This window comes from Novosphingobium sp. PC22D, assembly GCF_002556635.1.
GTDB lineage: Bacteria > Pseudomonadota > Alphaproteobacteria > Sphingomonadales > Sphingomonadaceae > Novosphingobium.
This window is the reverse complement of record NZ_MWMO01000005.1, coordinates 170,095-193,229: the sequence shown is the minus strand read 5'-3', so window position 1 is coordinate 193,229 and position 23,135 is coordinate 170,095. Positions and strand designations below refer to the sequence as shown.

Annotated in this window: 19 protein-coding genes; 6 read left to right on the top strand and 13 right to left on the bottom strand. The window is 67.8% G+C overall.

Annotation, left to right across the window (positions count from 1 at the left end; translation table 11 throughout):
• The first annotated feature begins 1 nt into the window (after position 1).
• Complete coding sequence (locus B2G71_RS10560) at positions 2-1,093, top strand: TrbI/VirB10 family protein (RefSeq protein WP_098105722.1); 1,092 nt, start codon at positions 2-4, stop codon at positions 1,091-1,093.
• A gap of 49 nt (positions 1,094-1,142) precedes the next feature.
• Positions 1,143-2,138, top strand: a complete 996-nt coding sequence (virB11, locus tag B2G71_RS10555; protein ID WP_240530103.1) for a P-type DNA transfer ATPase VirB11 — start codon at positions 1,143-1,145, stop codon at positions 2,136-2,138.
• 7 nt (positions 2,139-2,145) lie between these two features.
• Here virB11 and B2G71_RS10550 read toward each other — a convergent pair whose 3' ends face one another.
• Positions 2,146-3,633 carry a Ppx/GppA family phosphatase gene (locus tag B2G71_RS10550; RefSeq protein ID WP_240530102.1) on the bottom strand — a complete coding sequence of 496 codons (1,488 nt, stop codon included), beginning with the start codon at positions 3,631-3,633 and terminating at the stop codon, positions 2,146-2,148.
• 39 nt (positions 3,634-3,672) lie between these two features.
• Positions 3,673-5,823 (bottom strand): RNA degradosome polyphosphate kinase, encoded by a 2,151-nt coding sequence (locus B2G71_RS10545; RefSeq protein ID WP_240530112.1) that lies wholly within the window; start codon positions 5,821-5,823, stop codon positions 3,673-3,675.
• Between the two features lie 156 nt (positions 5,824-5,979).
• Here B2G71_RS10545 and B2G71_RS10540 point away from each other — a divergent pair, with 156 nt between their 5' ends.
• From B2G71_RS10540 to B2G71_RS10530, 3 genes are read left to right on the top strand one after another with little or no spacing between them, the layout of a single operon-like run.
• Complete coding sequence (locus tag B2G71_RS10540) at positions 5,980-9,390, top strand: transglutaminase family protein (RefSeq protein ID WP_098105719.1); 3,411 nt, start codon at positions 5,980-5,982, stop codon at positions 9,388-9,390.
• Positions 9,380-11,869, top strand: coding sequence for a circularly permuted type 2 ATP-grasp protein (locus tag B2G71_RS10535; RefSeq protein WP_206049368.1), 2,490 nt, complete (start codon positions 9,380-9,382; stop codon positions 11,867-11,869). Before B2G71_RS10540 ends, B2G71_RS10535 begins: the two co-directional genes overlap by 11 nt.
• The gene (locus B2G71_RS10530; RefSeq protein WP_098105717.1) at positions 11,866-12,747 is read left to right on the top strand and encodes a transglutaminase family protein; all 882 of its coding nucleotides are present in this window, start codon (positions 11,866-11,868) and stop codon (positions 12,745-12,747) included. The genes B2G71_RS10535 and B2G71_RS10530 overlap by 4 nt, the downstream gene beginning before the upstream one ends.
• 35 nt (positions 12,748-12,782) lie before the next feature.
• Here B2G71_RS10530 and B2G71_RS10525 read toward each other — a convergent pair whose 3' ends face one another.
• From B2G71_RS10525 to B2G71_RS10505, 5 genes are all read right to left on the bottom strand, one after another.
• Entirely contained in the window at positions 12,783-13,229 is a 447-nt protein-coding gene (locus B2G71_RS10525) for a hypothetical protein (protein WP_098105716.1), read from the bottom strand.
• Between the two features lie 282 nt (positions 13,230-13,511).
• Positions 13,512-14,096, bottom strand: coding sequence for an urea carboxylase-associated family protein (locus tag B2G71_RS10520; protein ID WP_098105715.1), 585 nt, complete (start codon positions 14,094-14,096; stop codon positions 13,512-13,514).
• Positions 14,093-14,785, bottom strand: a complete 693-nt coding sequence (gene gntA / locus B2G71_RS10515) for a guanitoxin biosynthesis heme-dependent pre-guanitoxin N-hydroxylase GntA (RefSeq protein WP_098105714.1) — start codon at positions 14,783-14,785, stop codon at positions 14,093-14,095. Before gntA ends, B2G71_RS10520 begins: the two co-directional genes overlap by 4 nt.
• A gap of 151 nt (positions 14,786-14,936) precedes the next feature.
• Positions 14,937-15,560: a carboxymuconolactone decarboxylase family protein gene (locus B2G71_RS10510; protein ID WP_098105713.1), complete on the bottom strand. Its 624-nt coding sequence runs from the start codon at positions 15,558-15,560 to the stop codon at positions 14,937-14,939.
• Positions 15,561-15,602: 42 nt separating this feature from the next.
• Positions 15,603-16,745: a sulfotransferase gene (locus tag B2G71_RS10505; protein WP_098105712.1), complete on the bottom strand. Its 1,143-nt coding sequence runs from the start codon at positions 16,743-16,745 to the stop codon at positions 15,603-15,605.
• Positions 16,746-16,915: 170 nt separating this feature from the next.
• Here B2G71_RS10505 and B2G71_RS10500 point away from each other — a divergent pair, with 170 nt between their 5' ends.
• A complete protein-coding gene (locus B2G71_RS10500; protein WP_098105711.1) occupies positions 16,916-17,965 on the top strand; it encodes a hypothetical protein in 1,050 nt (349 codons plus the stop codon).
• Positions 17,966-18,206: 241 nt separating this feature from the next.
• On the opposite strand, the gene B2G71_RS10495 is transcribed toward B2G71_RS10500, so the two are convergent.
• The 6 genes from B2G71_RS10495 to B2G71_RS10475 form a co-directional block, all read right to left on the bottom strand.
• Entirely contained in the window at positions 18,207-18,497 is a 291-nt protein-coding gene (locus B2G71_RS10495; protein ID WP_098105710.1) for a GIY-YIG nuclease family protein, read from the bottom strand.
• 154 nt (positions 18,498-18,651) lie between these two features.
• On the bottom strand, positions 18,652-19,902 hold the full coding sequence (locus tag B2G71_RS10490; RefSeq protein WP_098105709.1) for an adenosylmethionine--8-amino-7-oxononanoate transaminase: 1,251 nt from the start codon (positions 19,900-19,902) through the stop codon (positions 18,652-18,654).
• Entirely contained in the window at positions 19,899-20,540 is a 642-nt protein-coding gene (gene bioD / locus B2G71_RS10485) for a dethiobiotin synthase (protein WP_240530101.1), read from the bottom strand. Before bioD ends, B2G71_RS10490 begins: the two co-directional genes overlap by 4 nt.
• Positions 20,537-21,319: a methyltransferase domain-containing protein gene (locus tag B2G71_RS24500; RefSeq protein WP_240530100.1), complete on the bottom strand. Its 783-nt coding sequence runs from the start codon at positions 21,317-21,319 to the stop codon at positions 20,537-20,539. Before B2G71_RS24500 ends, bioD begins: the two co-directional genes overlap by 4 nt.
• The gene (locus tag B2G71_RS24085) at positions 21,319-21,951 is read right to left on the bottom strand and encodes an alpha/beta hydrolase (RefSeq protein WP_168176331.1); all 633 of its coding nucleotides are present in this window, start codon (positions 21,949-21,951) and stop codon (positions 21,319-21,321) included. Before B2G71_RS24085 ends, B2G71_RS24500 begins: the two co-directional genes overlap by 1 nt.
• Positions 21,948-23,111 (bottom strand): 8-amino-7-oxononanoate synthase, encoded by a 1,164-nt coding sequence (locus B2G71_RS10475; protein WP_098105706.1) that lies wholly within the window; start codon positions 23,109-23,111, stop codon positions 21,948-21,950. The genes B2G71_RS24085 and B2G71_RS10475 overlap by 4 nt, the downstream gene beginning before the upstream one ends.
• Positions 23,112-23,135 lie beyond the last annotated feature (24 nt).

The window sequence follows — 23,135 nt, the reverse complement described above, 5'->3', positions numbered from 1 at the left end:
CATGGCGCCCAACGCAGCATTCCGCGAACGTCGCAAGCCCGAGCAGGACGTCGATCCGCGCGAGACAGAATCCGCCGAAGTCATCGATCTCGCGACGCGCTCGGTCCTGCCGCAGGTCACCCAGCGCAAGAAGGCGGACGGGATGGGCCTCGCCGCGGGCGTGCTGATCGTCGGCGCGCTCGGCGCGGTGACGCTGTGGAGCATGGATGCCGCGCGCAACGCACCGGTCGAAAACCAGGCACAGCCCGTGCCGGCTGCCGCTGCGCCTGTCGCTCCGGCGGCCGCGCCGAGCCCCGCAGCCAATGTGCAGCAGCCGCAGCAGCGTCCGCTCGCCGCGCCCGCGCCGCAGCCGGTTCTCTCGGCGCCGCCCAACACCGCGATCGGCCCGCAGTCCAATCCGCACGCCAGCCCGACGGTCGTGTTCGACGCGGGCGGCGCGCCTGCCGGTGCCCCCGCGCCCGCCGTCCCCGGGGCGGACGGTGTCGCCAAGGGCAATGCCAACGACGACTTCGCCTCGCGCATCGGCGGCGTCGGCGGGGCCGCTTCCTCGGCCGCGCGCTCGTTCGATCCGGCGACCACCGTTTCGCAGGGCACGCTCATTCCCGCCGTGCTGGAAACCGCGATCGACACAGACGTGCCAGGTTACGTGCGCGCCATCGTCAGCACCGACGTGCGCAGCTTCAACGGCAAGAACGTGCTGATACCGCGCTCCTCGCGGCTGATCGGCCAGTACAAGAGCAGCAACCAGCAGGGCCAGAAGCGCGCCTACGTGGTGTGGACGCGCCTGATCCGTCCCGACGGCGTGTCGGTCAACATCGGCTCGCCGGCGATCGGTTTCGGTGGCGAGACCGGCCTTGCCGGCAAGGTCGACAGCCATTTCTTCGAACGCTTCGGCTCGGCGATGCTGCTCTCGGTGGTCGGTGGCCTGACCACGCTTGCGGGTAATGCCAGCGTCGTCATCGGTGGCGGCGGGCAGGCGGCGGCGCAGGCGGTGCAGCAGGGCTCGACGCTCGGCCCGACGATCCGCGTCCGCCAGGGCGAGCCGATCCGCGTGTTCACCGCCAAGGACCTCGATTTCTCGCAGGTCCTGTGATCGCGTGGCAGCCGACGTCCATCCGATCCAGCCCGGCGCGGCGTCGTCCGTGACCAGCGATGCTCCCGGCACCGTGCCGCTCGCGCGCAGCGTCTATCTCGACGCCTACCTCGCGCCGCTGCGGCCTTGGCTCGAGCGCGAGACGGTGACCGAGATACTGGTCAATCGTCCCGGCGAGGTGTGGATCGAGGACGCGTCGCATCCCGGGATGCAGCGCGTGGCGCTGCCGCAAGTGGACAACCAGCTTCTCCAGCGCCTCGCCGAGCAGGTCGCGCGGATCAGTCACCAGGGCATCAACCGCGAACACCCGCTGCTCGCGGCGACGCTGCCCGACGCGCACGATCGTTCGGGCGCGCGCATCCAGCTCATCGGGCCGCCCGCGACGCGCGCCAACTGGGCCATGGCGATCCGCCGTCACCGGCTGCTCGAACTGCCGCTCGACGCCTATGATCGTGGGCCGATCGTGATCCGCGACGAACCGCCGATGCCCGATCCGATGGCCGAGCCGATCGCGCACTTGCGCGAGGCGATCCGCCGCCGCCGCACGATCCTGATCTCGGGCGGCACCTCGACCGGCAAGACCACCTTCCTCAACGCGATGCTCGGCGAGATTCCGGGGCACGAGCGCGTCGTCCTTGTCGAGGACACCGCCGAACTGCGCCTGCCGGGCGAGAACGGCGTCGGCCTGATCGCGGTGAAGGGCGAACTCGGCGAGGCCAAGGTCTCGGCGAACGACCTGCTCCAGGCGGCGCTGCGCCTGCGCCCCGACCGCATCGTGCTCGGCGAACTGCGCGGCGGCGAGACGGTGAGCTTTCTGCGCGCGATCAACACCGGTCACCCCGGCTCGTTCTCCACCGTCCACGCGAACAGCCCGCGCGGCGCGCTCGAGCAGATCGCGCTGATGAGCATGCAGACGGGTATCGGCCTGACCCGCGCCGAAACGCTCGAATACGCGGCATCGGTGATCGATATCGTCGTCCAGCTCGACCGGGTCGAAGGCAAGCGCGGCATCTCGCAGATCGCGGAGAGCAAGACGCTGGTGTGAGCGCCTGCTAAGCTGCGGCGGCGATCTTCAGGTCCCATTCGAGCCCGAGCCATTCGGCCAGCTTGCGCATGTCCTTGGCCATCGAGTTGGCGAAGAGCGCCTGCATCGGCTCTTCGAGCGTCACCACCAGCCGTCCGCCTTCGCGGCGCAGGCTGGTTTGCGACAGAGCCTCGTCGGCGCATGCGGTAAGGCGGCGGCACACGCGCAGGGCGAGGCCCCAGCCGATCGCGGCATGAAGGTCCTCGCGCGGCGCGAGGCGCTCGAACTCGGCCGGGATCGCGGTGGTGCCCGAGTTCGCGAGCACGGTCATCGCCATCATCGCCCGGCCGCGCACGTCGAGCCCGACCCAGCGCTTGCGCAGCGCCCAGCCCATTGCCTGCTCGGTGCGCATGTTCGGCTCGGTCCGCATCGCCGCGAGCGCCAGCATCGTCGAGGCGAAGTGCAGCTTCTCCTCGCCCTCTATGGCGAAGACCGGAGCGGTCCACTCGGCGACCTTGCGCGCTTGCTCGGGTGCGACCAGCAGGCGCCGCGCGAAATCGGCAACGCCGTCGAGCATCGGATCGCGCGCCTGGGTCGATGCGTCGAGCTGGGCATAGAGCAGGCCTTCGCGCAGGCCCCATGACGAGAACACGACCTTGGACGGCGCGATTCGCTCGACCAGCTCGGCGAGCAGGGCCGCCGCATCGGGCAGCGTCGCGAGCCGCGAGGAGGAGATGCGCGGATCGGGATCGGTGATCTTGCCCTTCTCGAACTGGCGGCACATGCGCAGGATATCTCCAGCCCGCAGTTCGAAGTCGTGGGGATCGTCGAGCGGCCACTCGATCGTGCGCATCGCCTGCAGCGCGACCGCGCGCCACGACCCGCCGACGATGTAGAGCGGCTGCCCCTTGCCCATGGTCCAGCCGGCTTTCGTCAGCCCGTGGCGGACGGTCTGGGCAAAGGCCTGGGCTCCGTCCGCGCGCAAGTCGGGCAGGCGCAGCGTGCCGTAGGGCAGGGTGATGCCGCCCTTGCAGCCCTGGTCGTCGATGGCCACGAGTTCGAGGCTGCCCCCGCCGAGATCGCCGACGGTGCCCTTGGCGCCAGGGAAGGCGGCGATCACGCCGGTCGCGCTCGCCGCGGCTTCGTCCTCGCCCGAAAGCAAGCGCGGCTCGAGCCCGAGCGCACGCACCTCGGCGAGGAATTCGGCGCCGTTGCGCGCGTCGCGAGTCGCCGCCGTCGCCACGCACTCGACCTGCGCCACGCCAGACAGCGCGATCATCGCCGCAAAGCGGCGCAGCGCGGCCAGCGCCGCGTTCATCGCCTTTTCCGAAAGCTCGCCGGTCTGGCCCAGTTCCTTGCCGAGCCGCGCGTTGACCTTCTCGTTGAGCACCACGATCGGCGCGCGCGGCGGACCGTTGTAGATCACCATGCGCACGGTGTTCGAACCGATGTCGATGATCGCGCGCTTTTCGGCACTCTGGCTCTCGAAGTGGCTTGTGCCGTCCATGTCGCTCATAGCGCTTCCGCCGCGTCCCGGTTCCCAGGGCCGGCTATGTCAGATGTTGCCCCTGCGGAGCGAGAGCTTGGGCACCTTTCTTCCACTGGCGAGTGAGGCGCCGCGTCCCGAGAGCGACGGATTGGTCATGAAATAGCGGTGGCAGTTGAACGGATTGCCTTCGTCGGCGACGCGTTCGTAGGTCCCGTCCGGTTCGAGAATCCACGACTGCTCGGTGTCGAGCAGGTTGGCGAGCATGACTTGCGAAAGGACCTGGTCGTGCACCGTCTTGTTGCGCATCGGCACGAGCAGCTCGACCCGGCGGTCGAGGTTGCGGCTCATGCCGTCGGCCGAGGTGATGTAGACCTTGGCGCGGCGATTGGGCATCTCGGCGCCGTTGGCGAAGGCCCAGATGCGGCTGTGCTCGAGAAAGCGGCCGATCACCGACTTGACCATGATGTTCTCGGAAAAGCCCGGAATCCCGCTCTTGAGGCAACAGATGCCGCGCACCACCAGCACGATTTCGACGCCTGCCTGGCCGGCTTCGTAGAGCTTGTCGATCAGATCGGGGTCGGTCAGCGAGTTCATCTTCGCCCAGATCGCCGCCGGCTTGCCCTTCTCCGCGTGCGCGATTTCCGCCTCGATCGCCTCGTAGAGCGTGGAGCGCAGGCCGATCGGCGAGATTGAGAGCATCTCGGTGCGCTTGGGCTCGACGTAGCCGGTGATGAAGTTGAACAGCCGCCCGGCGTCACGGCCGAGTTTGGGGTCCGCGGTGAAATAGCTGAGGTCGGTGTAGATGCGCGCGGTCACCGGGTGGTAGTTGCCGGTGCCGAAGTGGCAGTAGGTGCGATAGCCCTCGCCCTCGCGGCGCACGACCATCGAAACCTTGGCATGCGTCTTCCAGTCGACGAAGCCGTAGATCACCTGGACGCCGGCGCGTTCGAGCTGACCCGCCCACAGCAGGTTTTGCTCCTCGTCGAAACGGGCCTTGAGTTCGACCACCGCGGTGACCGACTTGCCCGCCTCGGCCGCTGCGATCAGCGCCGAGATCACCGCCGACTGCTTGCCGGCGCGGTAGAGCGTCTGCTTGATCGCGACGACGTCCGGGTCCTGCGCGGCCTGGCGCAGGAAGTCGATCACGACCTCGAAGGTCTCGTAGGGATGGTGGACGACCATGTCCTTCTCGCGCACCGCGGCGAAGATGTCGCCGTCGTGCTCGAGCACGCGTTCGGGATAGCGCGGCGAATAGGGCTCGAACTTGAGTTCGGGCCGATCCTCCTCGCAGATCGCCGAAAGGCCGGTGATGCCGATCAGGCCGCCCGTCTTGATGACGAGCGAGCGGTCGAGTCCGAGCTGGCTGCGCAGCAGGTCCTCGGCGGCCGGGTCGAACTTGCCCTGCAATTGCAGCACGATGACGAGGCCGCGCCGCCGCCGCTGGATCGCGGTGCGGAAATAGCGGACGAGATCCTCGGCATCCTCCTCGATCTCGATGTCCGAATCGCGCAGCACGCGGAACACGCCGTGGCCGTTGACGCGAAAGCCCGGGAAGAGCTGGTCGGCGTGGCGGCAGATGAGGTCCTCGATCGAGATGTAGACCGCCTCATCGCCCGGCACGCGCACGAAGCGCGGCAGTGCCTGCGGGATCAGCACCATCTCCTTGACCGGCGCTTCGTCGACCGTGCGGGTGAGCGAGAACAGCACGCCGATGCCGGTATTGGCGACGAACGGGAAGGGGTGCGCGGGGTCGATCGCCTGCGGTGTGATCACCGGCATGATGTGCTCGAGGAAATAGTCCTTGAGCCAGCGCTCGCTCGCGTGATTGAGCCGCTCGTCGCCGATGACGCGGATTCCCGCCTCGCCGAGCTGCGCCTTGAGTTCCAGCCAGCTCTTCTGCTGGATCGCCTCGAGTTCGAGCACCTTTTCGTGGATCGCGGTGACCTGCTGCGAGGGCGTGAGCCCGTCGATCGAGGTTTCCTCGATCTTGCGCCGCACTTGTCCGGCAAGGCCGGCGACGCGGACCATCAGGAACTCGTCGAGGTTGCTGCCCGAGATCGAGAGGAAACGCAGCCTTTCGAGCAGGGGATAGTTCGGATTGGCCGCCTCGGCGAGAACCCGTTCGTTGAAGGCAAGCCAGCTCAACTCGCGATTGGTGTACCGCGCTGGGCTGTCGGCGAGATCTACGGTCTCGCTCTCCTGGTCAGGCTCCGGCATGTCGGTGTTGTCGAGCATGGTCCTCATATCGTCTGGTTCGCGTGCGAAGCCGCCTCCCTAGGCAATTCCGGCGCTCAGGCCAAAATCCGCGCCGGGCTGGTCGCGGCAGCGTCAAGAACGTTGCAGCGCAGCATTGTTTGGCGCAATGTCCGCGCGATGATCAAGGCCGCTTTGCACCATTTCACGCGCTATCGCTATTCGCGGCGCATCCGCCTCGGTCCACAGGTGATTCGCCTGCGGCCGGCGCCCCACAGCCGCACCGCGGTGCCCAACTATTCGCTCAAGATCAGTCCCGCCGAGCACTTCATCAACTGGCAGCAGGACCCGCACGGCAACTGGCTGGCACGGGTCGTTTTCCCCGAGCCGGTCGATCACTTCTCGATCGAGATCGACCTCCTCGCCGAACTCGCGGTCATCAATCCGTTCGATTTCTTCGTGGAGCCCGAAGCGGAGGAATATCCCTTCACTTACGCCGAGGCGATGAAGGCGGATCTCGCCGCCTACTTCGAGACCGAGGATCAGGGGCCGCTGTTCGAGGAACTGGTGGCCAGCCACGCGGGCTACGAGGGGCGCACGGTCGATTTCCTGGTCGAGATCAACCGCAAGCTGCAGGAGCGGATCAACTACGTGATCCGCATGGAGCCCGGGGTGATGACTCCGGAGGAGACGCTGAACGCGGGGATCGGGTCGTGCCGCGATTCGGCGTGGCTGCTGGTGCAACTGCTGCGCCGGCTGGGCTTCGCCGCGCGCTTCGTCTCGGGCTATTCGATCCAGCTCGTCGCCGACGTGATTCCCAAGGAAGGCCCGCAGGGCGTGCTGGAGGACGTCACGGACCTTCACGCCTGGGCGGAGGCCTACGTGCCGGGCGCCGGCTGGATCGCGCTCGACGCCACCTCGGGCATGTTCGCGGGCGAGGGGCACATTCCGCTTTGCGCGACGCCGCACTATCGCTCGGCGACGCCGATCGAGGGGATGGCGGAGCCCGCCGAGGTCGATTTCCATTTCGAGATGAACGTGAGCCGCATCGCCGAGGCGGTGCGCATCACCAAGCCCTTCACCGAGGAGCGCTGGCGGGCGCTGCTCGACCTCGGCGACAAGGTCGACGCCGATCTCGTCACCGGCGGCGTCAACCTGACGATGGGCGGCGAGCCGACCTTCATCGCGGACAACGATTTCGAGGCACCCGAATGGAACGGTGCCGCCGTCGGCCCGACCAAGGCGGTCTACGCCGATCGGCTGATCCGCCTGCTGCGCGAGAAGTTCGCACCGGGCTCGCTGCTCCACCACGGACAGGGCAAGTGGTATCCGGGCGAGAGCCTGCCGCGCTGGGGCTTCTCGATCTACTGGCGCAAGGACGGCGTGCCGATCTGGAAGGACCCCTCGCTGATCGCCGGCGAGGTGATGCCGCCCAAGGCGGAGGAGGGCGAGCCCGAACCGCCGCCGCCCGCGCCGGTCGATGCGAATCTCGCCCGCGACATGCTCGTGGCGGCCGCGAACGGGCTCGGCGTCGATCCCGATTTCGTCCAGCCGGTCTATGAGGACTCGGCCGCATGGGCGGTCGAGGAGGCGGACCTGCCGGTCAACGTCACCCCGCTCGATCCCAAGCTGGAGGACCCGGAGAAGCGCGAGCGGTTCCGCCGGACCTATTCGCGCGGGCTCGATACGCCGGTGGGCTTCGTGCTGCCGGTGCAGCGCTGGAACGCGGCCGACATGTCGGTGCCGCGCTGGCGGAGCGAACGCTGGAAGGTGCGGCGCGGCGTGCTCACCGCGGTGCCGGGCGACAGCGCGCTCGGCTACCGGTTGCCGCTGGGCTCGCTGCCCTACGTGCCGCCCTCGGATTATCCCTATATCCATCCACGCGACACCGCCGAGCCCCGCGAGCCGCTCGCCGACTACCGTGAGCAAGTTGTCGAGCGCGGCGCGCAGCAGCGCGAGGCGGGCGTCACCGAGGCCACGAAGCCCGTGCCCGCGCCGACGCAGCGCGCCGAGGCGGTCGCCGGGCCGGAGGGCCGGGCGCAGGAACGGGTCGAACAGGTCATTATCCAGGGCGCGGTGCGCACCGCGGTCACGATCGAGCCGCGCGAAGGCTATCTCGCGGTGTTCATCCCCCCGACCGAGCGGCTGGAAGACTATCTCGAACTCGTCGCCGCGGTCGAGGTGGTCGCCGAGGAAAAGCGCGTGCCGGTGCGGATCGAGGGCTACGCTCCGCCGCCCGACCCGCGCCTCACGGTGCTGAAGGTCACGCCCGATCCCGGCGTGATCGAGGTCAACATCCACCCCGCCGCGAGCTGGCGCGAGACGGTCGACATCACCGAGACGCTCTACGACTGCGCGCGCGAGGTGCACCTTACCGCCGACAAGTTCATGGTCGACGGACGTTCGATCGGGACCGGCGGCGGCAACCACATCGTGCTCGGCGGACCCTCGCTGCTCGACTCGCCCTTCATCCGGCGGCCGGACCTGCTGAGGAGCTTCGTCACCTACTGGCAGCGCCACCCCTCGCTCAGCTACCTTTTCTCGGGGCTGTTCATCGGGCCGACGAGCCAGGCGCCGCGGATCGACGAGGCGCGCCACGATTCGATCTTCGAACTGGAGGTCGCGATGGCGCAAGTGCCTGGCCCCGACGCGGAGCAGCCCGCGCCCTGGGTGGTCGATCGCCTGTTCCGCAACCTGCTCGTCGACGTTACCGGCAACACCCACCGCACAGAAATCTGCATCGACAAGCTGTTCTCGCCCGATGGGCCGACCGGGCGGCTCGGCCTCGTCGAGTTTCGCGGTTTCGAGATGCCGCCCGATGCCAAGATGAGCCTTGCCCAGCAACTGCTGCTGCGCGCGCTCACCGCCTGGTTCTGGAAGGAGCCGCTCGGCGGGCCGCTGGTGCGCTGGGGCACCGCGCTGCACGACAAGTTCATGCTCGGTCACTTCGTCTGGGCCGACTTCCTCGAAGTCCTGTCCGACCTCGAACGCGCCGGCTACACCTTCGATCCCGCCTGGTTCGAGGCGCAGCGCATGTTCCGCTTTCCGGTCCACGGCACGATCGAGGGCGGCGGCGTGCAGATGGAGATCAGCCACGCGCTCGAGCCGTGGAACGTGCTCGGCGAAACCGGCGCGATCGGCGGCACGGTGCGCTACGTCGACAGCTCGACCGAGCGCCTGCAGGTGCGCGCGAGCGGGTTGGTTCCCGGCCGCCACGTGATCGCCTGCAACGGCCGCCGCGTGCCGCTCACGATGGTCTCGCCGAACGAGGGCGTGGGCGGGGTACGCTACAAGGCCTGGGCGCCGGCCGAGTGCCTCCATCCGATGATGCCCGCGCATGCGCCGCTCACGTTCGACATCCTCGACACATGGAACGGACGTTCGCTGGGCGGCTGCGTCTATCACGTCGCGCATCCGGGCGGACGCAACTACGACGACGTGCCGATCAACGGCTACGAGGCCGAGGCGCGGCGCAAGGCGCGCTTCCAGGACTATGGCCATACACCCGGCCCGGTGGCGGTCCCGGGCGAGGAAGCGCCGGGCGAGTTCCCTTATTCGCTCGACCTGAGGCGTCCGGCGCGTGGTCTCTGAGCCGCGGACGAAGGCCTCCGCGGCATTGGGCAACTGGCTCGACGACTATTCCGCCCCGGCGGGAGTGGGCGACCTCTACCGTGACGCGCCCGAGCCGGTCAGGCAGCGATGGCGCGCGATCGCGAGCGGGCTCGCGGCGATATCGGACAACGATCCGTCCGCGCTTCAGGACCTTGCGGCGCGGCACATCGCGGAACTGGGTCTCACATTCCGCGTCACCGGCGAAGACGAGGAACGCGCCTGGCCGCTCACGCCCATCCCCGTCACCATCGGCGCGACCGAATGGGAAGGCATCGAGAAGGGCCTGATCCAGCGCGCGCGGCTGCTAGAGGAACTGGCCGCCGACATTTACGGCCCGCAGCGGCTGGTCAACGAAGGACATCTGCCTGCCGCGGTCATCGCGGGTAGCGCGTACTTCGCGCGCAAGATGCTGGGGCGAGGGCCCGAAAGCGGTCACTTCATCCATGTCTACGCCGCCGATCTCGCGCGGGGCCCGCAAGGCGGGTGGCGCGTGCTCAAGGACCGCGTGCGCCTGGCGACGGGGATCGGCTACGCGCTCGAGAACCGCCTCGCGATGGTGCGTTCGACCGACACCTTGCCCTCCGACAATCACGTCCGGCGCAAGGCCGAATTCTACGCGCGTCTGCGCGAGGGCATCGCCGCCGACTGCACCCGCGAGCAGCCGCGCATCGCGCTGCTGACGCCGGGGCGCTTCAACCAGACTTATGCCGAACAGGCGCACCTCGCGCGCTATCTCGGCCTGCCGCTGGTCGAGGGGCGCGACCTTTCGGTGCTCGAAGACAAGCTCTATGTCGGCACGATAGCCGGTCCCAAGCGCATCGATGCGCTCTGGCGTTGGGTCAACACCAATGCGCTCGATCCGCTGTCATTCGACGCGCGCTCGCAGCTCGGTGTGGCGAACCTGTTCGACGCCTGGGTCGCGGGCGGTCTCGAGGTGGTCAACTGGCCGGGCGTCGAAGTGCTGGAATCGCCTGCGTTTTCCGCCTTTCTCCCCCGGCTCTGCTCGTTCCTGCTTGGCGAACGGCCGCTGCTTCCCACTGTCGCGACCTGGTGGTGCGGACAGGCGGCGGAAGCCGCGACGGTGCAGCGGCGGCTGGGCGAGCTGGCACTGTTGCCAGCTTTCGACGAGCCGGTCGAAATGCTCCCCAGCGCCGCGCCGGTGGCGGGCCGGTCGTTCGAGGGCGAGGCCCGCGCCGCGCTGGTCGAAGCGATCGGACGGCGGCCGATGGACTATTGCGGGCAGGAAATCGTGCACTTGTCCACCACGCCTACCGTCGTCGACGGAAGAGTGGTCGCGCGGCCCTTCACCGTGCGCGTGTTCGTCGCGCGCGGTGCGGACGGAACCTGGTCGGTCATGCCCGGAGGCTTTGCCCGCATTTCGATGAGCGACGACTTGCCGACCTCGCTGATCGGCGAGGGCGACGTTTCCGCCGATGTCTGGGTCGTCGATGAGGAAGCGCCCGCCTCACCGCCGCCGGGCCTGCTGACGCAGGAACCGCCGATCACCCGCGGCACGGGTATTCTGGCGAGCCAGGCGGCGGACAACCTCTACTGGTTCGGTCGCTACAACGAACGCGCCGAACTTACCGTGCGGATCGTGCGCTCGATCCTGGGCAGCTCGATGGAAGTCGATTCGGGCTTCGCGCAAAAGGGTGACGCGAAAAGGGCGCTGGGCGACCTGCTCGTGATGTGGGGCGCGATCACGCCGGACACGGCGAAGCGGCCCTATCCTGTGTTGTGCGGCAAGGCGCTGTCGGAAGATACGCTTCCCGGCGGCGTGACGACGCTGCTGCGCCGCCGGATGGACGTGGGGCTCGGGCTGCGCGAGCGCTTCTCGCGCGATTTCTGGCGGATCGTCAGCCGCCCGACGGATGTGGTTGAGATTCACCTGCCCCAAAACCTGCTTTCGCGCGCCAAGCGGCTGACCGAGCATTTCAGCGCGCTCGCCGGCCTCGTGTCGGAGAACATGGTGCGCGGTCCCGCCTGGTGCTTCCTTGGGATCGGCAAACGGATCGAGCGCGCGCTGGGAACCTGCCGCATCGTCGCGCAACTGATCGAGCAGGATGGTGGCTTTGACGCCTTGGGGACGCTGCTCGACTTGTGCGACAGCCAGATCATCTACCGGGCGCGCTACCTCACCGGGCCGATGCGCAATCCGGCGATCGATCTGGTCGTGCTCGACCCGTCCAATCCGCGCTCGCTCGCCTTCCAGCTTTGCGCGCTGGTCGAGGAACTCGCGGCCCTGCCCACGATCCGCGAGGATGGTCTGCCCGAAGAGCCGCTGCGCCAGGCGCGGACACTGAGCGCCGCGCTCGAGGAGGTGCGGGCGGCGAGCGTCGACGGCGCCTTCCTGCATTCGATCGAGCAGCGGCTGCTGGCGCTGTCGGAAGAGATTTCGGGGCGTTACTTCCTGCAATTCGAGCGCGACGAGGCGATCGGGCGGAGTTTGCTCGGGTGAGGTACGCGGTCAGCCACCTCACGACGGTGACGTACGCAGAAGCGATCCGCATGGCGCAGTTCGCGGTGCGGCTGCGCCCCGCGCACTGGCCGGGCCAGTCGGTCACCGACTATGTCTTCAGCGTCGAGCCGCAGCCGGCGACGATCGTCGAGGGCGAGGGCGGCTACTATATCAACGAGTACAAGTTCGAGCTGCGCGATCCGATCGGCCAGCTTTCGGTCGAAAGCCGCTTCCATGTCGATCGCCAGCCGCTGAGCGAGGACGTGACGGGTGCGTCCGGCCCGAAGCTGGCGGAGCTGCGCGAACTGGCGATGACGCGGCCGGATCTCTCTCCGCTCAGTCCGGCCTCCTACATCTTCGCCTCGACCATCGCCCGGCCCGAGCGCGAAATCGCGGAGTGGGCGGGACAATTCCTCAGCGACGCGACGCCCGTGGTCGAGGCGGGAAGCAGGCTGATGGGCGCGATCCATTCGGAATTCGCTTACGACGGCGACGCGACTCATCCCGACACTTCGCCGCTCGAGGCGTTCGAGAAACGGCGCGGCGTCTGCCAGGATTTCGCGCACGTCATGATCGTCGCCGCGCGGGCGCACGGCATTCCCGCCGGCTATGTCAGCGGCTATCTGCGCACCTTGCCTCCGCCGGGGCGGGAACGGCTGGTCGGCGCCGATGCGATGCACGCCTGGGCATGCCTGTGGTGCGGCGACGAACTCGGCTGGATCGGCTTCGATCCCACCAACGACATGCTCGCCGACGTCGATCACATCTTCATCGGCATGGGGCGCGACTATTCGGACGTCGCGCCGATCGACGGCCGCTTCCGGGGCAGCGCGGAGCAATCGATGTACTTTTCAGTCGACGTCGCGCCGCTCGACTGACGCCTGGCCCGCGAATTCCCGGCGTTTGCTCCCGGTCAGTCGCTGGCGCGCGTATCGGCGACGCTGAGACCCGGGAAGAAGCCCGAGATCGAGAGCGCGCTGTCGAGCTGCGCGAACGCGGCGAGCAGTTCGCCGATGCCGTCCTCCGCGACCAGCAACTCGAGCGTGTCGCGCGTCTGGGTCGGGCCTTCCCGGTGCAATTGCGCGATGAGGCTGAGAATCAGCGCCTCGTGCTCGGAAACCTGCTCGCAGCACAGCGGGCAGAACGACATGGTCTCGAGCGAATCGCGGTTGAACAGCAGCATCAGGCGATGGAACGGCTGGAGGCCGCCGATCATGCGCCAGCGGGCAAAGGCCGGAGCCAGCATTCGCGCCGGGCACGAGCCCTGACCGATGGTCAGGACCCAGGCGCGCATCGACCAGACGAGGAACCGGCAGCCGTCGTCGAGCGTGTCGAGGCGGCGGTCGACAAAATTGTACAAGGCACATCTCCTCTTGCAAATGAGAATGAATCGCAATAGCTGTTGTTGCGCGGCTTGATCCCCCGGTCAAGCCCTTCCACCGGAAACGCAAGTCATGGTGCGCTTTCCGGACACCTCCCTGACTAGGGCCGGGGCGCTATTCCATCCGGCGCCCCGGCCGCTTTTCCAGTCACCAGGCCGGACGCCGCGCCGATCGCGCGAGATCGTCGCAGCGATAAACCGCCGCGATCGTCTTTTCGGGAGGACGATGTGTCGATTTGGACAGACCGACGGCGAGCCGGGCTAGCCGATGCGGTAATCGATCGGCTTGAAGCTCCCGCCGTTGCTGTCGTAGGCCGAACAGGCGGTGAGGCCGATCACCAGATCGACCTCCGCGCGCAGGGTGATCGAATCGCCGGGGCCGCTCGGTGGCGGCAGAACACTGAGCTTGCCGTCCTCGCCGACAGGCACGTTCATGAAGCAGTTGAACGCGACCGGGATCGCGTCGGCCTCGATTCCCCAGGGCGCGAGCGCCTCGGCAAGGTTGCCGAAACAGCCGCGGTGGACCGGCTTGTCCGGATAGAAATGGCGAAAGGTGTCGGCGCTGCACGGTGTCAGCAGGAAGTCATGACAGCCCACCGTGTCGGCCTCGATTTCGAGCATGACGTTCGAGCGGTTCGACCAGAGCCGGTTGCCCGTGGTGAGGCGGATCGTCTCCTCGTAGTCGAACGTCCGTCCGTTGCTGACGACTTCGCGAACGTCGTTGCGGGCATAGGCGAGCAGGTCCGCCACTTGCGTGCCCTCCGCGTCGATCACGGTGAGCCGCTGCCCCGCCGCGAGTTCGAAGCCGACGGCGGAACGCGGGGGAATGCGCGCGGTCTCGTTCATGGCCGTTTCGCGTCGCGCTTGTCGCTGAACGGGCACTTCCAGTCGGGGCCGACCACGCGGCCAGAATACTGCGCCGCCTCACTCTTCTCCCCATGGCGCGCGAGCATCGGGTTGACGGTTCCGGCCAGGCTCTCGTCGCGATCGAGGATGGTCTCGCGGATCGTCTCGTAGCGGCCGTCGGTGCGCAACTGCTCGAACTGGTCGTGGAGGTTGAACACCAGTACCGGCCGTGCGAAGCGCCGCGCCGGCCGGCTCGCCGCGGGGTGCAGGCCGACCACGAAGAATCCTTCGCCGCCGAAGCTCAGCGAGAAGTGCGGGTCGTCGGGGTCCGCGCTCACGCGCCGGTCGTAGGGTTGCTCGAGCCAGGCGTCCTTGTCGGCGAGCGACTGGATCCGGTCCCACATCGCGCGCTCGAAACGGGGCTCGTCCATGGTCTGCTCCGGCTTGGCGAAGATTACGGCGAGGCTGCGGAACAGCCCCGGCTCCTCGCGATAACGGAACGCCCAGTCGAGCAACTCGCGGTGAATGCGCACGTCGTCCCAGGCGCTTTCGATGGACCAGCACACCACGATCCTGAGCGTGCCGCGCGAAAGCGCCGACTTCGCGCCGACGCACGGGAAAGCCGGGTCCCGCACGAATGTTTCGAACTCATCTTTCCACTTCGCCGCGTCGTCTGCCTCGACTAGCATTCGTTCGTCCCCAATCATCAACTCGATTGATCCAAGATCAATCCGGCACTCATCAGAGACAATGCAAACCGACGGCAAAGAGTTCCTGCCAAGCCTATCGGTTTACGCCGCGTCGGCCTCGCGCGGCGTCGGGCTGTTCGACTTGCCTGCCTCAGCGGTAGTCGAAGCCCGCCTTGGGCTTGATGCGCAGCGAGTTCTGCTGGAACGCGGTCATCAGGTAGGAGCCGACGAGCATCGGCACTTCGAGCATCTGCTTTTCGTCGTAAGTCTGGGCGAGCTGCTCCCAGGTCGCGTCCGCGATGCACTGATCGGCCATCAGTTCCTCGACGGCGCGTAGCAGCGCGGCCTCGTGCGCGGTCCAGCCTTTCGCTTCGGACCCTTCGACCACCAGCTCGATCTCCTCGGCGGTGACGCCGAAGGCCTTGCCGATGTCGACATGCTCGCACCACTCGAACGGTGCGCCGGCGAGAAGCGCGAGCCTGAGGATGGCCAGCTCGCGCTCGCGCGGCGGGATGCTGCCGCGCGCGGCGAGTTCGATGCCCATCGTCATCTGGCCCTTGAACATGCCGGGATGGCGCAGCGAGATCAGGCTGACGTCGGGAAAGGGGCGATCCTCGGGAATATTGAACGCCGCGCGGATCGCATCGACCTGTTCCTGCCCCTCGGGCGAGACTTCGTCGAGGCGCAGCGGCGCATAGCGCGGCCCATCGCCGACGACCTGCCGCATGCGGGCCTCGGCATCGAAATCAAGGCGGCCTGTCCGGGGTTTGCCCATGTCTATTGCTTCTCCTGTTCGGATCTCATCTGGTCCGCGCGCCTAGGCGGCGTGCGAAAGCGGTGCCCAGCGCTCTATGTGCGCGAGATAGTCCGAAAAGCGCCCGCGCACGACATCGAAGTCGAGGCCGAACAACTCGGGATCGGGCTTCGCGCTGCGTTCGCGCTTGTCGTTCTCGGCCCACCACTCGGCCATTTTCCCGGCGAACACCGGCGAGACCTCTTCGCCCAGCCAGGCATAGAGCGCGCGCACTTGTCCGAGCGGATCTTGCTGCATGGCGCGGAAATGGATGTCGAAGAAGCGATCGTCGTTGCCGGCCTCGCGAAAGGCGATGGTGCGTTCCATGCCCTTCGACCATTGCTCGACGTTGAGTTCGCCGATGTAGCCGTGGTCGACATGATCGCTGAAATGGCCGTGCATGTCGGCGTAGACGGTGCAGACCGAAAGGATCACGTCGGTCGGATCGCGGTGGGTCATCACGAAGCGCGCATCGGGAAAGGCGTTGTCGAGCGCGGGCATCCACAGCATGTGGCTCGGCGCCTTGAGCCGCCAGGGGCGCGCGGGCTCGCGCCATTGCAGCAGCTTGAGCACCCGCTTTTCGTAGAGGTAGGTCTCGGTGAGATCGGCGTCGATCACCCAGCGCGCGTAGCTCGGCATCTTGGCGAAGGCGAGGAACATCTGGCTCTTGAAATCGAGCGCCATCAGATCCTGGCACTCCATCGCGCCGTCGATCCCCGTGGGCGTGTGCTGGCCCGGACCGTTGAGTTCGTCGGCGGCATTGGCGGGTTTGCCGCGGCGCGGATCGGGGCCCTCGACGGTCGCGGGCGGCGGCGCGGGCTGCGAGCTTTCCCACACGCGCAAGTAGCGGATTGCCGGATCGCTCGCGAGCAGGAACGAAAGCGCGGACGAACCGGTGCGCGGCAGGCTGACGCCGAACAGCGGCGCGCGAATCTCCCCGTCGTCGATTTCGGGATGGCGCCGGTACCAGTCCTCGATCTGCAGGCGCTGGCGCAAGTGCATCAGGATGCGGTCGCGGATCGCGTATTCGCCGGCGTCGTTGAGCCGGCTTTCGCGGTTGAGCGCATCGACCAGCACTTCCAGGCCCTCGCGGAAGCTCTCGCTCCCGAAGCTGTCCAGCCCCGTCTGCGCTCTGGCGGCGGCGGCGAGTTCCTTCGCGCTCTCCATTTGCCCCGTGTCCTCTTCCCGATCCGGTCTCGTGCCGGGGCGTCACTATGCGATGCATGGTCGCTACGGGATACTCCGCCGCGAGCCATGATCGCTCGCACGATGCTGCCCGGCGTGACCGCCTTCGCGCGCGGTGCCACCTTGCGCAAAACACGGGAGAGGAGAGCGCCATGGCGACGATTGCGAGCGACTTGTCGGGCGGCCTGCCGGAAAGCCGCGAATACCCGGTTGGCGACAAGCCCCCCGAAGCCGGCTTCCGCGACGCGGTCAACGTCTGGATCGAGGACGCGACCGGACTGTTCGCGATGCGCGTCGGCGTCGAGGGTGTGTCGGACGACTGGGACAATCACGAGATGTGGCTCGACATCGCGTTTTCCGACGGCCGCCTCTATTCGCGGCGCGGCAATGGAAAGACGCATCCGGCCTCGGACGGCGAGGGCCGCCCGCGCGTGCGCGGCACGGGGCCGCTGCGGTTCGAATGCGTCGAGCCGTTCCGCCGCTGGACCGCGCGCTTCGACGGTCCGGCCGCGATCACCAGTGCTCAGGCGATCATCGACGATCCCGACTTCGAGGAAAAGGCCTGGGCCGACGTCACCTTCGACATCGACATGGAGATGGCCGCGCAGCCCTGGGAGCCTGGCACGATCCTGCCCGAAGCGGCCGAGGCGCTCGGCGGCAAGCAGGGCGAATACATGAGCCCGCGCTACGAGCAGCTCTTCCGCTGCACCGGCACGCTTGCCATCGACGGCGAGCGCCATGCGGTGCGCGCCAACGGGCTGCGCATCCGCCGCACCGGCTTTCGCGCCTTCGCGGGTTTCTGGGGACATTGCTGGCAATCGGCGATCTTCCCGAGCGGGCGCGCCTTCGGCTTCAACGTCTATCCCCCGCGCGACGACATGGAGAGCTATTGCGAAGGCTGGATCATCGACGGCGACGGCAAGCGGATCGGCGCGCGCCCGGTCGGGATTCCCTGGCTGCGCAAGCTGGTGACCGGCGGCGAGGACGTTTCATGTGTGCTCGAAACGGTCGACGGGCGCCGCATCGAGATCGCCGGGCTCACCTTCACCAACACCCGATCGCGTGGCGGCCACGTCCTTCCGCCCGACTGGCCCAAGGACTGGCCCATCGTCCAGCAGAGCCACGCGTTCTACACTTGGGACGGCGAACGCACGACCGGCATGATCGAGCGCTCGAGCAAGCCGAGCGTGATGGAGTTGTAGGCACATCCAGGTCTCGCCATTCCCTTGAAGGCGCGAATTCAGTGAGCCGAACGTTTCGGAAGTCCAAGAGACCGTGTGATTTCTGCGCCTGCAGTCCCGTTTGCGCGGGAATGACGAAAGGTTCGTCGTGGCTCGGTCGGATGGCTGCTTTCTTTGGTTGCGCCATGAACGGCGGACGGCGAGAATGTCGGGGAAGCGGCCATTGAGCCTCATCCGTCATCCCAGCGAAAGCTGGGATCGCTCACGGTTGGGCGAGGTGATCGAACAAGTCCTCCCAGCCAGGGTTCGCTTGCTCGATCAGTTTGATTTTCCAGTCGCGCTTCCAAGCCTTGAGAGCCTTCACTCGCGTGATGGCCATGGCGATTTCCTCATGGCATTCGACCAAGACCAGTCGCTTCGGTCCATATCTGCGGCAGAAAGAGGAACCGGACCCAGTGCGATGCTGCGCCATGCGCGCGGCCAGGTTCGCGGTGACGCCCACGTACAGCACACCGCGTGGCTTGTTGGTCAGGATATAGGTCCAGCCGCCCATCGAGCCACGGTGGCGCAACTCCGAGAGCGATGCCAGCTTTCGCTGGCATGACGCGTGGGGGAATGCGTCCGCAATGTCGTCGTATCCGGAAGGTCCGCTTCTTAGTGTGCGGCGTTCGCAGTGGCCGCCGTCGCGCCGCACTGCCCCAACCGTATTAGAACGAAATCACCGCCTCGCCGATCGCGTCCCACACTTGCGCGAGTTGCTCTTCGGTGACGCAGTACGGGGGCATGACGTAGACCGTGTTGCCGAGCGGGCGCAGCAAGACGTCGCGATCGCGGAAGAAGGCCATCAGGCGCGGCGCGAGCGTGTCGAGATAGCCGCCTTGGTCGGTCTTGAGGTCGAGCGCGGCGATCGTGCCGAGCTGGCGCGGGTTGTCGAAATGGGCGTATCGGCCCAGCTTTTCGAGCCGCTCGGCCTGCCGCGCGGCGAGCGTGGCGATGCGTTCGAGTACCGGCTCCTCGCGCCAGATCGACAGGTTGGCGGCGGCGGCGGCGCAGGCGATCGGGTTCGCCGTGTAGCTCGAGGAGTGGAACAGCATCTTCGCCCGGTCCTCGGACAGATGCGCGTCGTAGACGGACTCGCGCGCCATCGTCACCGCCAGCGGCATCGATCCGCCGGTCAGGCCCTTCGAGAGACAAAGGATGTCGGGCAAAACGTTCGCCTGTTCGCAGGCGAGCAGTGTTCCGGTGCGGCCCCAGCCGGTCATCACCTCGTCGGCGATGAACAGCACGCCCGCCGCCGCGCAGATCGCGTGCATCCGCGCCAGCGTCTCGGGCGAATAGACCAGCATTCCGCCCGCGCCGAGCACCAGCGGCTCGAGCACCAGGGCGGCGACGTCGCCGGCGCGGCAGGCGGCTTCGAGTGCGTCGAGCGTCGCCTGTTCGGCACCCGCGGCGGGGAAGGGGATGCGCCCGACATCGAACAGCAGCGGCTCGTAGGTGCGATTGAACACGCCGCGCGCGCCGACCGACATCGTGCCGATGGTATCGCCGTGATAGGAATGCTCCATCACCAGGATGCGGTGCCGCGGCTCGCCGCGTCCGGCCCAATAGCCGAGTGCCATCTTGAGCGCGACTTCGACGCAGGTCGATCCCGAGTCCGAGAAGAACACCCGCGCCAGGTCCTTGGGCATGATCGCGCGCAGTCCGGCCGCGACTTGCTCGGCGGGCTCGTGGGTCCAGCCCGCGAAGATCACCTGGTCGAGCTTGCCCGCCTGCTCGGCGATGGCATTGACGATGCGGGGGTGGCAGTGGCCGTGCGTCGTCACCCACCACGAAGAGATCGCGTCGATCACCGTGCGCCCGTCTTCGGTCTGCAGCAGCGCGCCTCTCGCGGAAAGCACCTTGGGAATCGGTTCGCCGAGACCGTGTTGGGTGAACGGATGCCAGACGGGCGAGTTCATGAGGCGAAATCCGCTTTCGAAAAGTTCCGCGCGAAGGCTTCGGTCAGCGCTTCGGGGCTGAGACGCTCGAGCCACGGCAGGCGGCCTAGCGGCTTGATCCGCCCCATCGTTGCGATCGTGGCCTCGCTGTCGGGCTCGGCGTCGCCGACGAAGGCCACGCCGAGCAGCGGCACGCCGCGTGCACGCAGCGCCTCGATCGTCAGCAGGCTGTGATTGATCGTGCCGAGCGCGGTGCGCGCGACGATCACCACCGGCAATTGCCAGCGCGCGAAGAGATCCGCGAAAGTGGTCTGCCGGTCCAGTGGCACCAGCGCGCCGCCCGCGCCCTCGATCACTAGCGGACCATCGTGGGCGGGCGGCTCGATCGCGGCCGGATCGATCGTGACGCCGTCGATCTCGGCCGCGCGGTGCGGCGAACACGGGGTGGCGAGCCTGTGGACGCAGGGCAGCACTTGCCCGGGCAGCAGGTCGGCCAGCGTGGCGACGGTCTCGGCATCGCCGCGCCCGTGTTCGTCCGTTCCGGCCTGCACCGGCTTCCAGTAGGCCGCGCCGAGCGCGTGCGTCAGCGCGGCCGCGAACACCGTCTTGCCGACATCGGTATCGGTGCCGGTGACGACGATGCGGGCGGCGCCCGTCACTCGGCGTCGAAGGGCACGGTGTAGTGCAGCGTCACGACGTCGTAGGTCGATTTCGCGTTGGGCGTCTCGTAGTGCCGGAATACCCGGCGCAGCACGCTCGGCTTCATCGGTGTGTAGCCTTCCTTGGGCGTGTTCGCGCCGAGGCCGTGGAGCGAGCGAAGGAAGTTGATGCCGTTCTTGTAGATCCGCGCATAGCGGTGGCCCTTGGGCGGCATGGCCCAGTAGTGCGGGTACCAGTCGCCGAGGTCGGCGGGCTCGGGAAACTTCGGAATGCCCGGCTCGACGCCCTCGGCCTCGCAGGCCTTGCGCCATTCGGCGAAGGTTCCGGAGGTGAGGATCGTCACCACGAGATGTCCGCCCGGAGCGACCCATTCGAGCATCCGCCCGATCGCGGTGCGCGGATCGTCGAACCACTGCAACGTGAGATTGGAGCACACGATGTCGAAGGGGCCGCCTTCGGGCTCGCCGTATTCGCCGTCGAGCACGGCATAGCTGATGTCGGACCCTTCGCCGATCTTCGCTCTGGTGCGCTCGACCATGGCGGGCGAGACGTCGGTGACGAGATAGTCGCCGTAGATGCCGCGCTCCATCATCGCCTCGACGAGGTAGCCGGTGCCGCAGCCGATCTCGAGGATCTTGGGATTGTCGACCAGATAGAGCGTCGAGAGCTTCTGCGCGAGATCCTCGGCGACGCCGTGCTGGACGACGGCGTATTGATCGTATTCCTCCGCTGCGTCGAATGCCTCGCGTACGGCCTCGCGGCGGGTCTCGGTACTCATCAGGTATTCTCCAAAAATTCGCTGATCGCCGCGGCGCACCAGGCTGGATCGTCGAGGGGCAACAGGTGGCCCGCACTGGGATGGACCCGTCGCTCCAGTTGTTCCGACCCGGCGAACGCCTCCGCCCGCATCGCCGCAGGCACGATCTGATCGTCTGCCGCCTGCAACGAAAGCATCGGTATGTCGAGTCCCGCGATGACGTAGCGCAGGTCCGAGGACCGCATTCTCGCCAGGTCCGCGCCGAGGATTTCGGCGCGGATCGGACCGAAGGGCTGGCACGTTCCGCAGCGCGAACGGAAATCGCGCAAGGTCTTTTCGGGGGCACGTCCGAAGCGCACCATCATGGCATCGAGCGTGCGCGGATCGACGCCGGGAAAGCCCTCTCCGGCGACGAAGCGGTCGAAGCCGTTGATCGCGATCAGCGCATGGAGCGAGGCGGGCGGCTCCGAAAGCAGCCGCATCGCGCCGAAGCTGTGGACGACCGCGACGCAGGGGCCTTCCCATTCGACGGGGCGGGGATCGCCGAAGTAGCCGCGATCCTCGACCGCGTGGTCCCGTCGCGGCAGTCTCGCCCGCAGCCGGTCCCAGAAATCGGCACCGAATCCCCAGCCGTGGACGAAGACGAGCTTCAAAGCGCGCGGCCCAGTACCGCCAGCAGCCGGTCGACGTCCGCGGCCGAATGCGTCGCCTTGAGCGCGATGCGCAATCGGCTCGTGTTTTTTGCAACCGTCGGCGGGCGGATCGCCGAGGCGAGCATGCCGTCGGCCAGCAGCGCCTCGCTCAGCCGCATCGCGGCGCTCTCCGCGCCGACAATTACCGGCACGATCTGCGAGACCGAGGCGCCGCTGGGCACGCCGAGACCGTTGAGCCCGGCGCGCAGGCGATCGCCGAGCGCCGTCAGGTGCGCGCGCTCGGCGTCCATGTCGGGCACGAGATCGAGCGCTGCATCGATCGCGCCGATCGCGGCGGGCGGCAGCGCGGTCGAGAACACCATCCCCGAGGCGGCGTTGACGAGGTAGTCGCACAGCCTGCGCGAGCCCGCGACATAGGCGCCGAAGCCGCCGAGCGCCTTGCCGAAGGTGCCCATGATCACCTCGATCGCGCCCGGCACGCTCGCCGAAAGCCCGGCGCCGCGCGGGCCGAGCACGCCGGTCGCGTGGGCCTCGTCCACGTAGAGGATCGCGTCGTGTCGCCGGGCGATCACCGAAAGCCGGGCGAGGTCGGGGCCGTCGCCGTCCATCGAATAGATGCTTTCGGCAAGGATCACCCGCGCGGGCGCCTCCGCGCCCTTTTCGGCGAGGAGGGCTTCGAGGTGGTCGAGGTCGTTGTGCCGGAAGCGGTGCTGGCGCGCGCCCGCCATCGCCAGACCCGCGTGCATGCTCGCGTGAACGAGCCGGTCGGCGAAGACCGCCGCGCCGGGCATGGCCGCGAGCAGCGCCGGGATCGTCGCCGCGTTGGCCTGCCAGCCCGAAGCGAAGACCAGTGCCGCCTCTGTGCCCTTGAATGCGGCCAGCCGCGCCTCGAGCGCGCGGAGCTCCTCGCTCAGGCCGGTAACCAGCCGCGACGCGCCCGAACCCGTGCCCGCCCGGGCTGCGGCTTCGCGCGCCCGCTCGATCAGCAGCGGGTGGAGCGCAAGGCCGAGGTAGTCGTTGCTCGAGAAATCGAGGTACTCGCGGCCCTCGCGCAGCGCCCGGCCGCCCGGCAGCATCCGCGTCGGGCGCGGCTGGCGCAATCGTCCGGCGCGTTCGATGCGCGCGAGTCGCTCTCCAAGCAGGGTGTCCAGCGTGCCCATGGCGAGGCCGCTAGGTCAGGCGGG

Bases quoted from the DNA above. Each gene is read 5' to 3' on its own strand.
- B2G71_RS10560 (WP_098105722.1), top strand. From the start codon at position 2: ATGGCGCCCAACGCAGCATTCCGCGAACGTCGCAAGCCCGAGCAGGAC.
- B2G71_RS10550 (WP_240530102.1), bottom strand. From the start codon at position 3,633: ATGAGCGACATGGACGGCACAAGCCACTTCGAGAGCCAGAGTGCCGAA.
- B2G71_RS10545 (WP_240530112.1), bottom strand. From the start codon at position 5,823: ATGCCGGAGCCTGACCAGGAGAGCGAGACCGTAGATCTCGCCGACAGC.
- B2G71_RS10540 (WP_098105719.1), top strand. From the start codon at position 5,980: ATGATCAAGGCCGCTTTGCACCATTTCACGCGCTATCGCTATTCGCGG.
- B2G71_RS10520 (WP_098105715.1), bottom strand. From the start codon at position 14,096: ATGAACGAGACCGCGCGCATTCCCCCGCGTTCCGCCGTCGGCTTCGAA.
- gntA (WP_098105714.1), bottom strand. From the start codon at position 14,785: ATGCTAGTCGAGGCAGACGACGCGGCGAAGTGGAAAGATGAGTTCGAA.
- B2G71_RS10510 (WP_098105713.1), bottom strand. From the start codon at position 15,560: ATGGGCAAACCCCGGACAGGCCGCCTTGATTTCGATGCCGAGGCCCGC.
- B2G71_RS10505 (WP_098105712.1), bottom strand. From the start codon at position 16,745: ATGGAGAGCGCGAAGGAACTCGCCGCCGCCGCCAGAGCGCAGACGGGG.
- B2G71_RS10500 (WP_098105711.1), top strand. From the start codon at position 16,916: ATGGCGACGATTGCGAGCGACTTGTCGGGCGGCCTGCCGGAAAGCCGC.
- B2G71_RS10495 (WP_098105710.1), bottom strand. From the start codon at position 18,497: ATGGGCGGCTGGACCTATATCCTGACCAACAAGCCACGCGGTGTGCTG.
- B2G71_RS10490 (WP_098105709.1), bottom strand. From the start codon at position 19,902: ATGAACTCGCCCGTCTGGCATCCGTTCACCCAACACGGTCTCGGCGAA.
- B2G71_RS24500 (WP_240530100.1), bottom strand. From the start codon at position 21,319: ATGAGTACCGAGACCCGCCGCGAGGCCGTACGCGAGGCATTCGACGCA.
- B2G71_RS10475 (WP_098105706.1), bottom strand. From the start codon at position 23,111: ATGGGCACGCTGGACACCCTGCTTGGAGAGCGACTCGCGCGCATCGAA.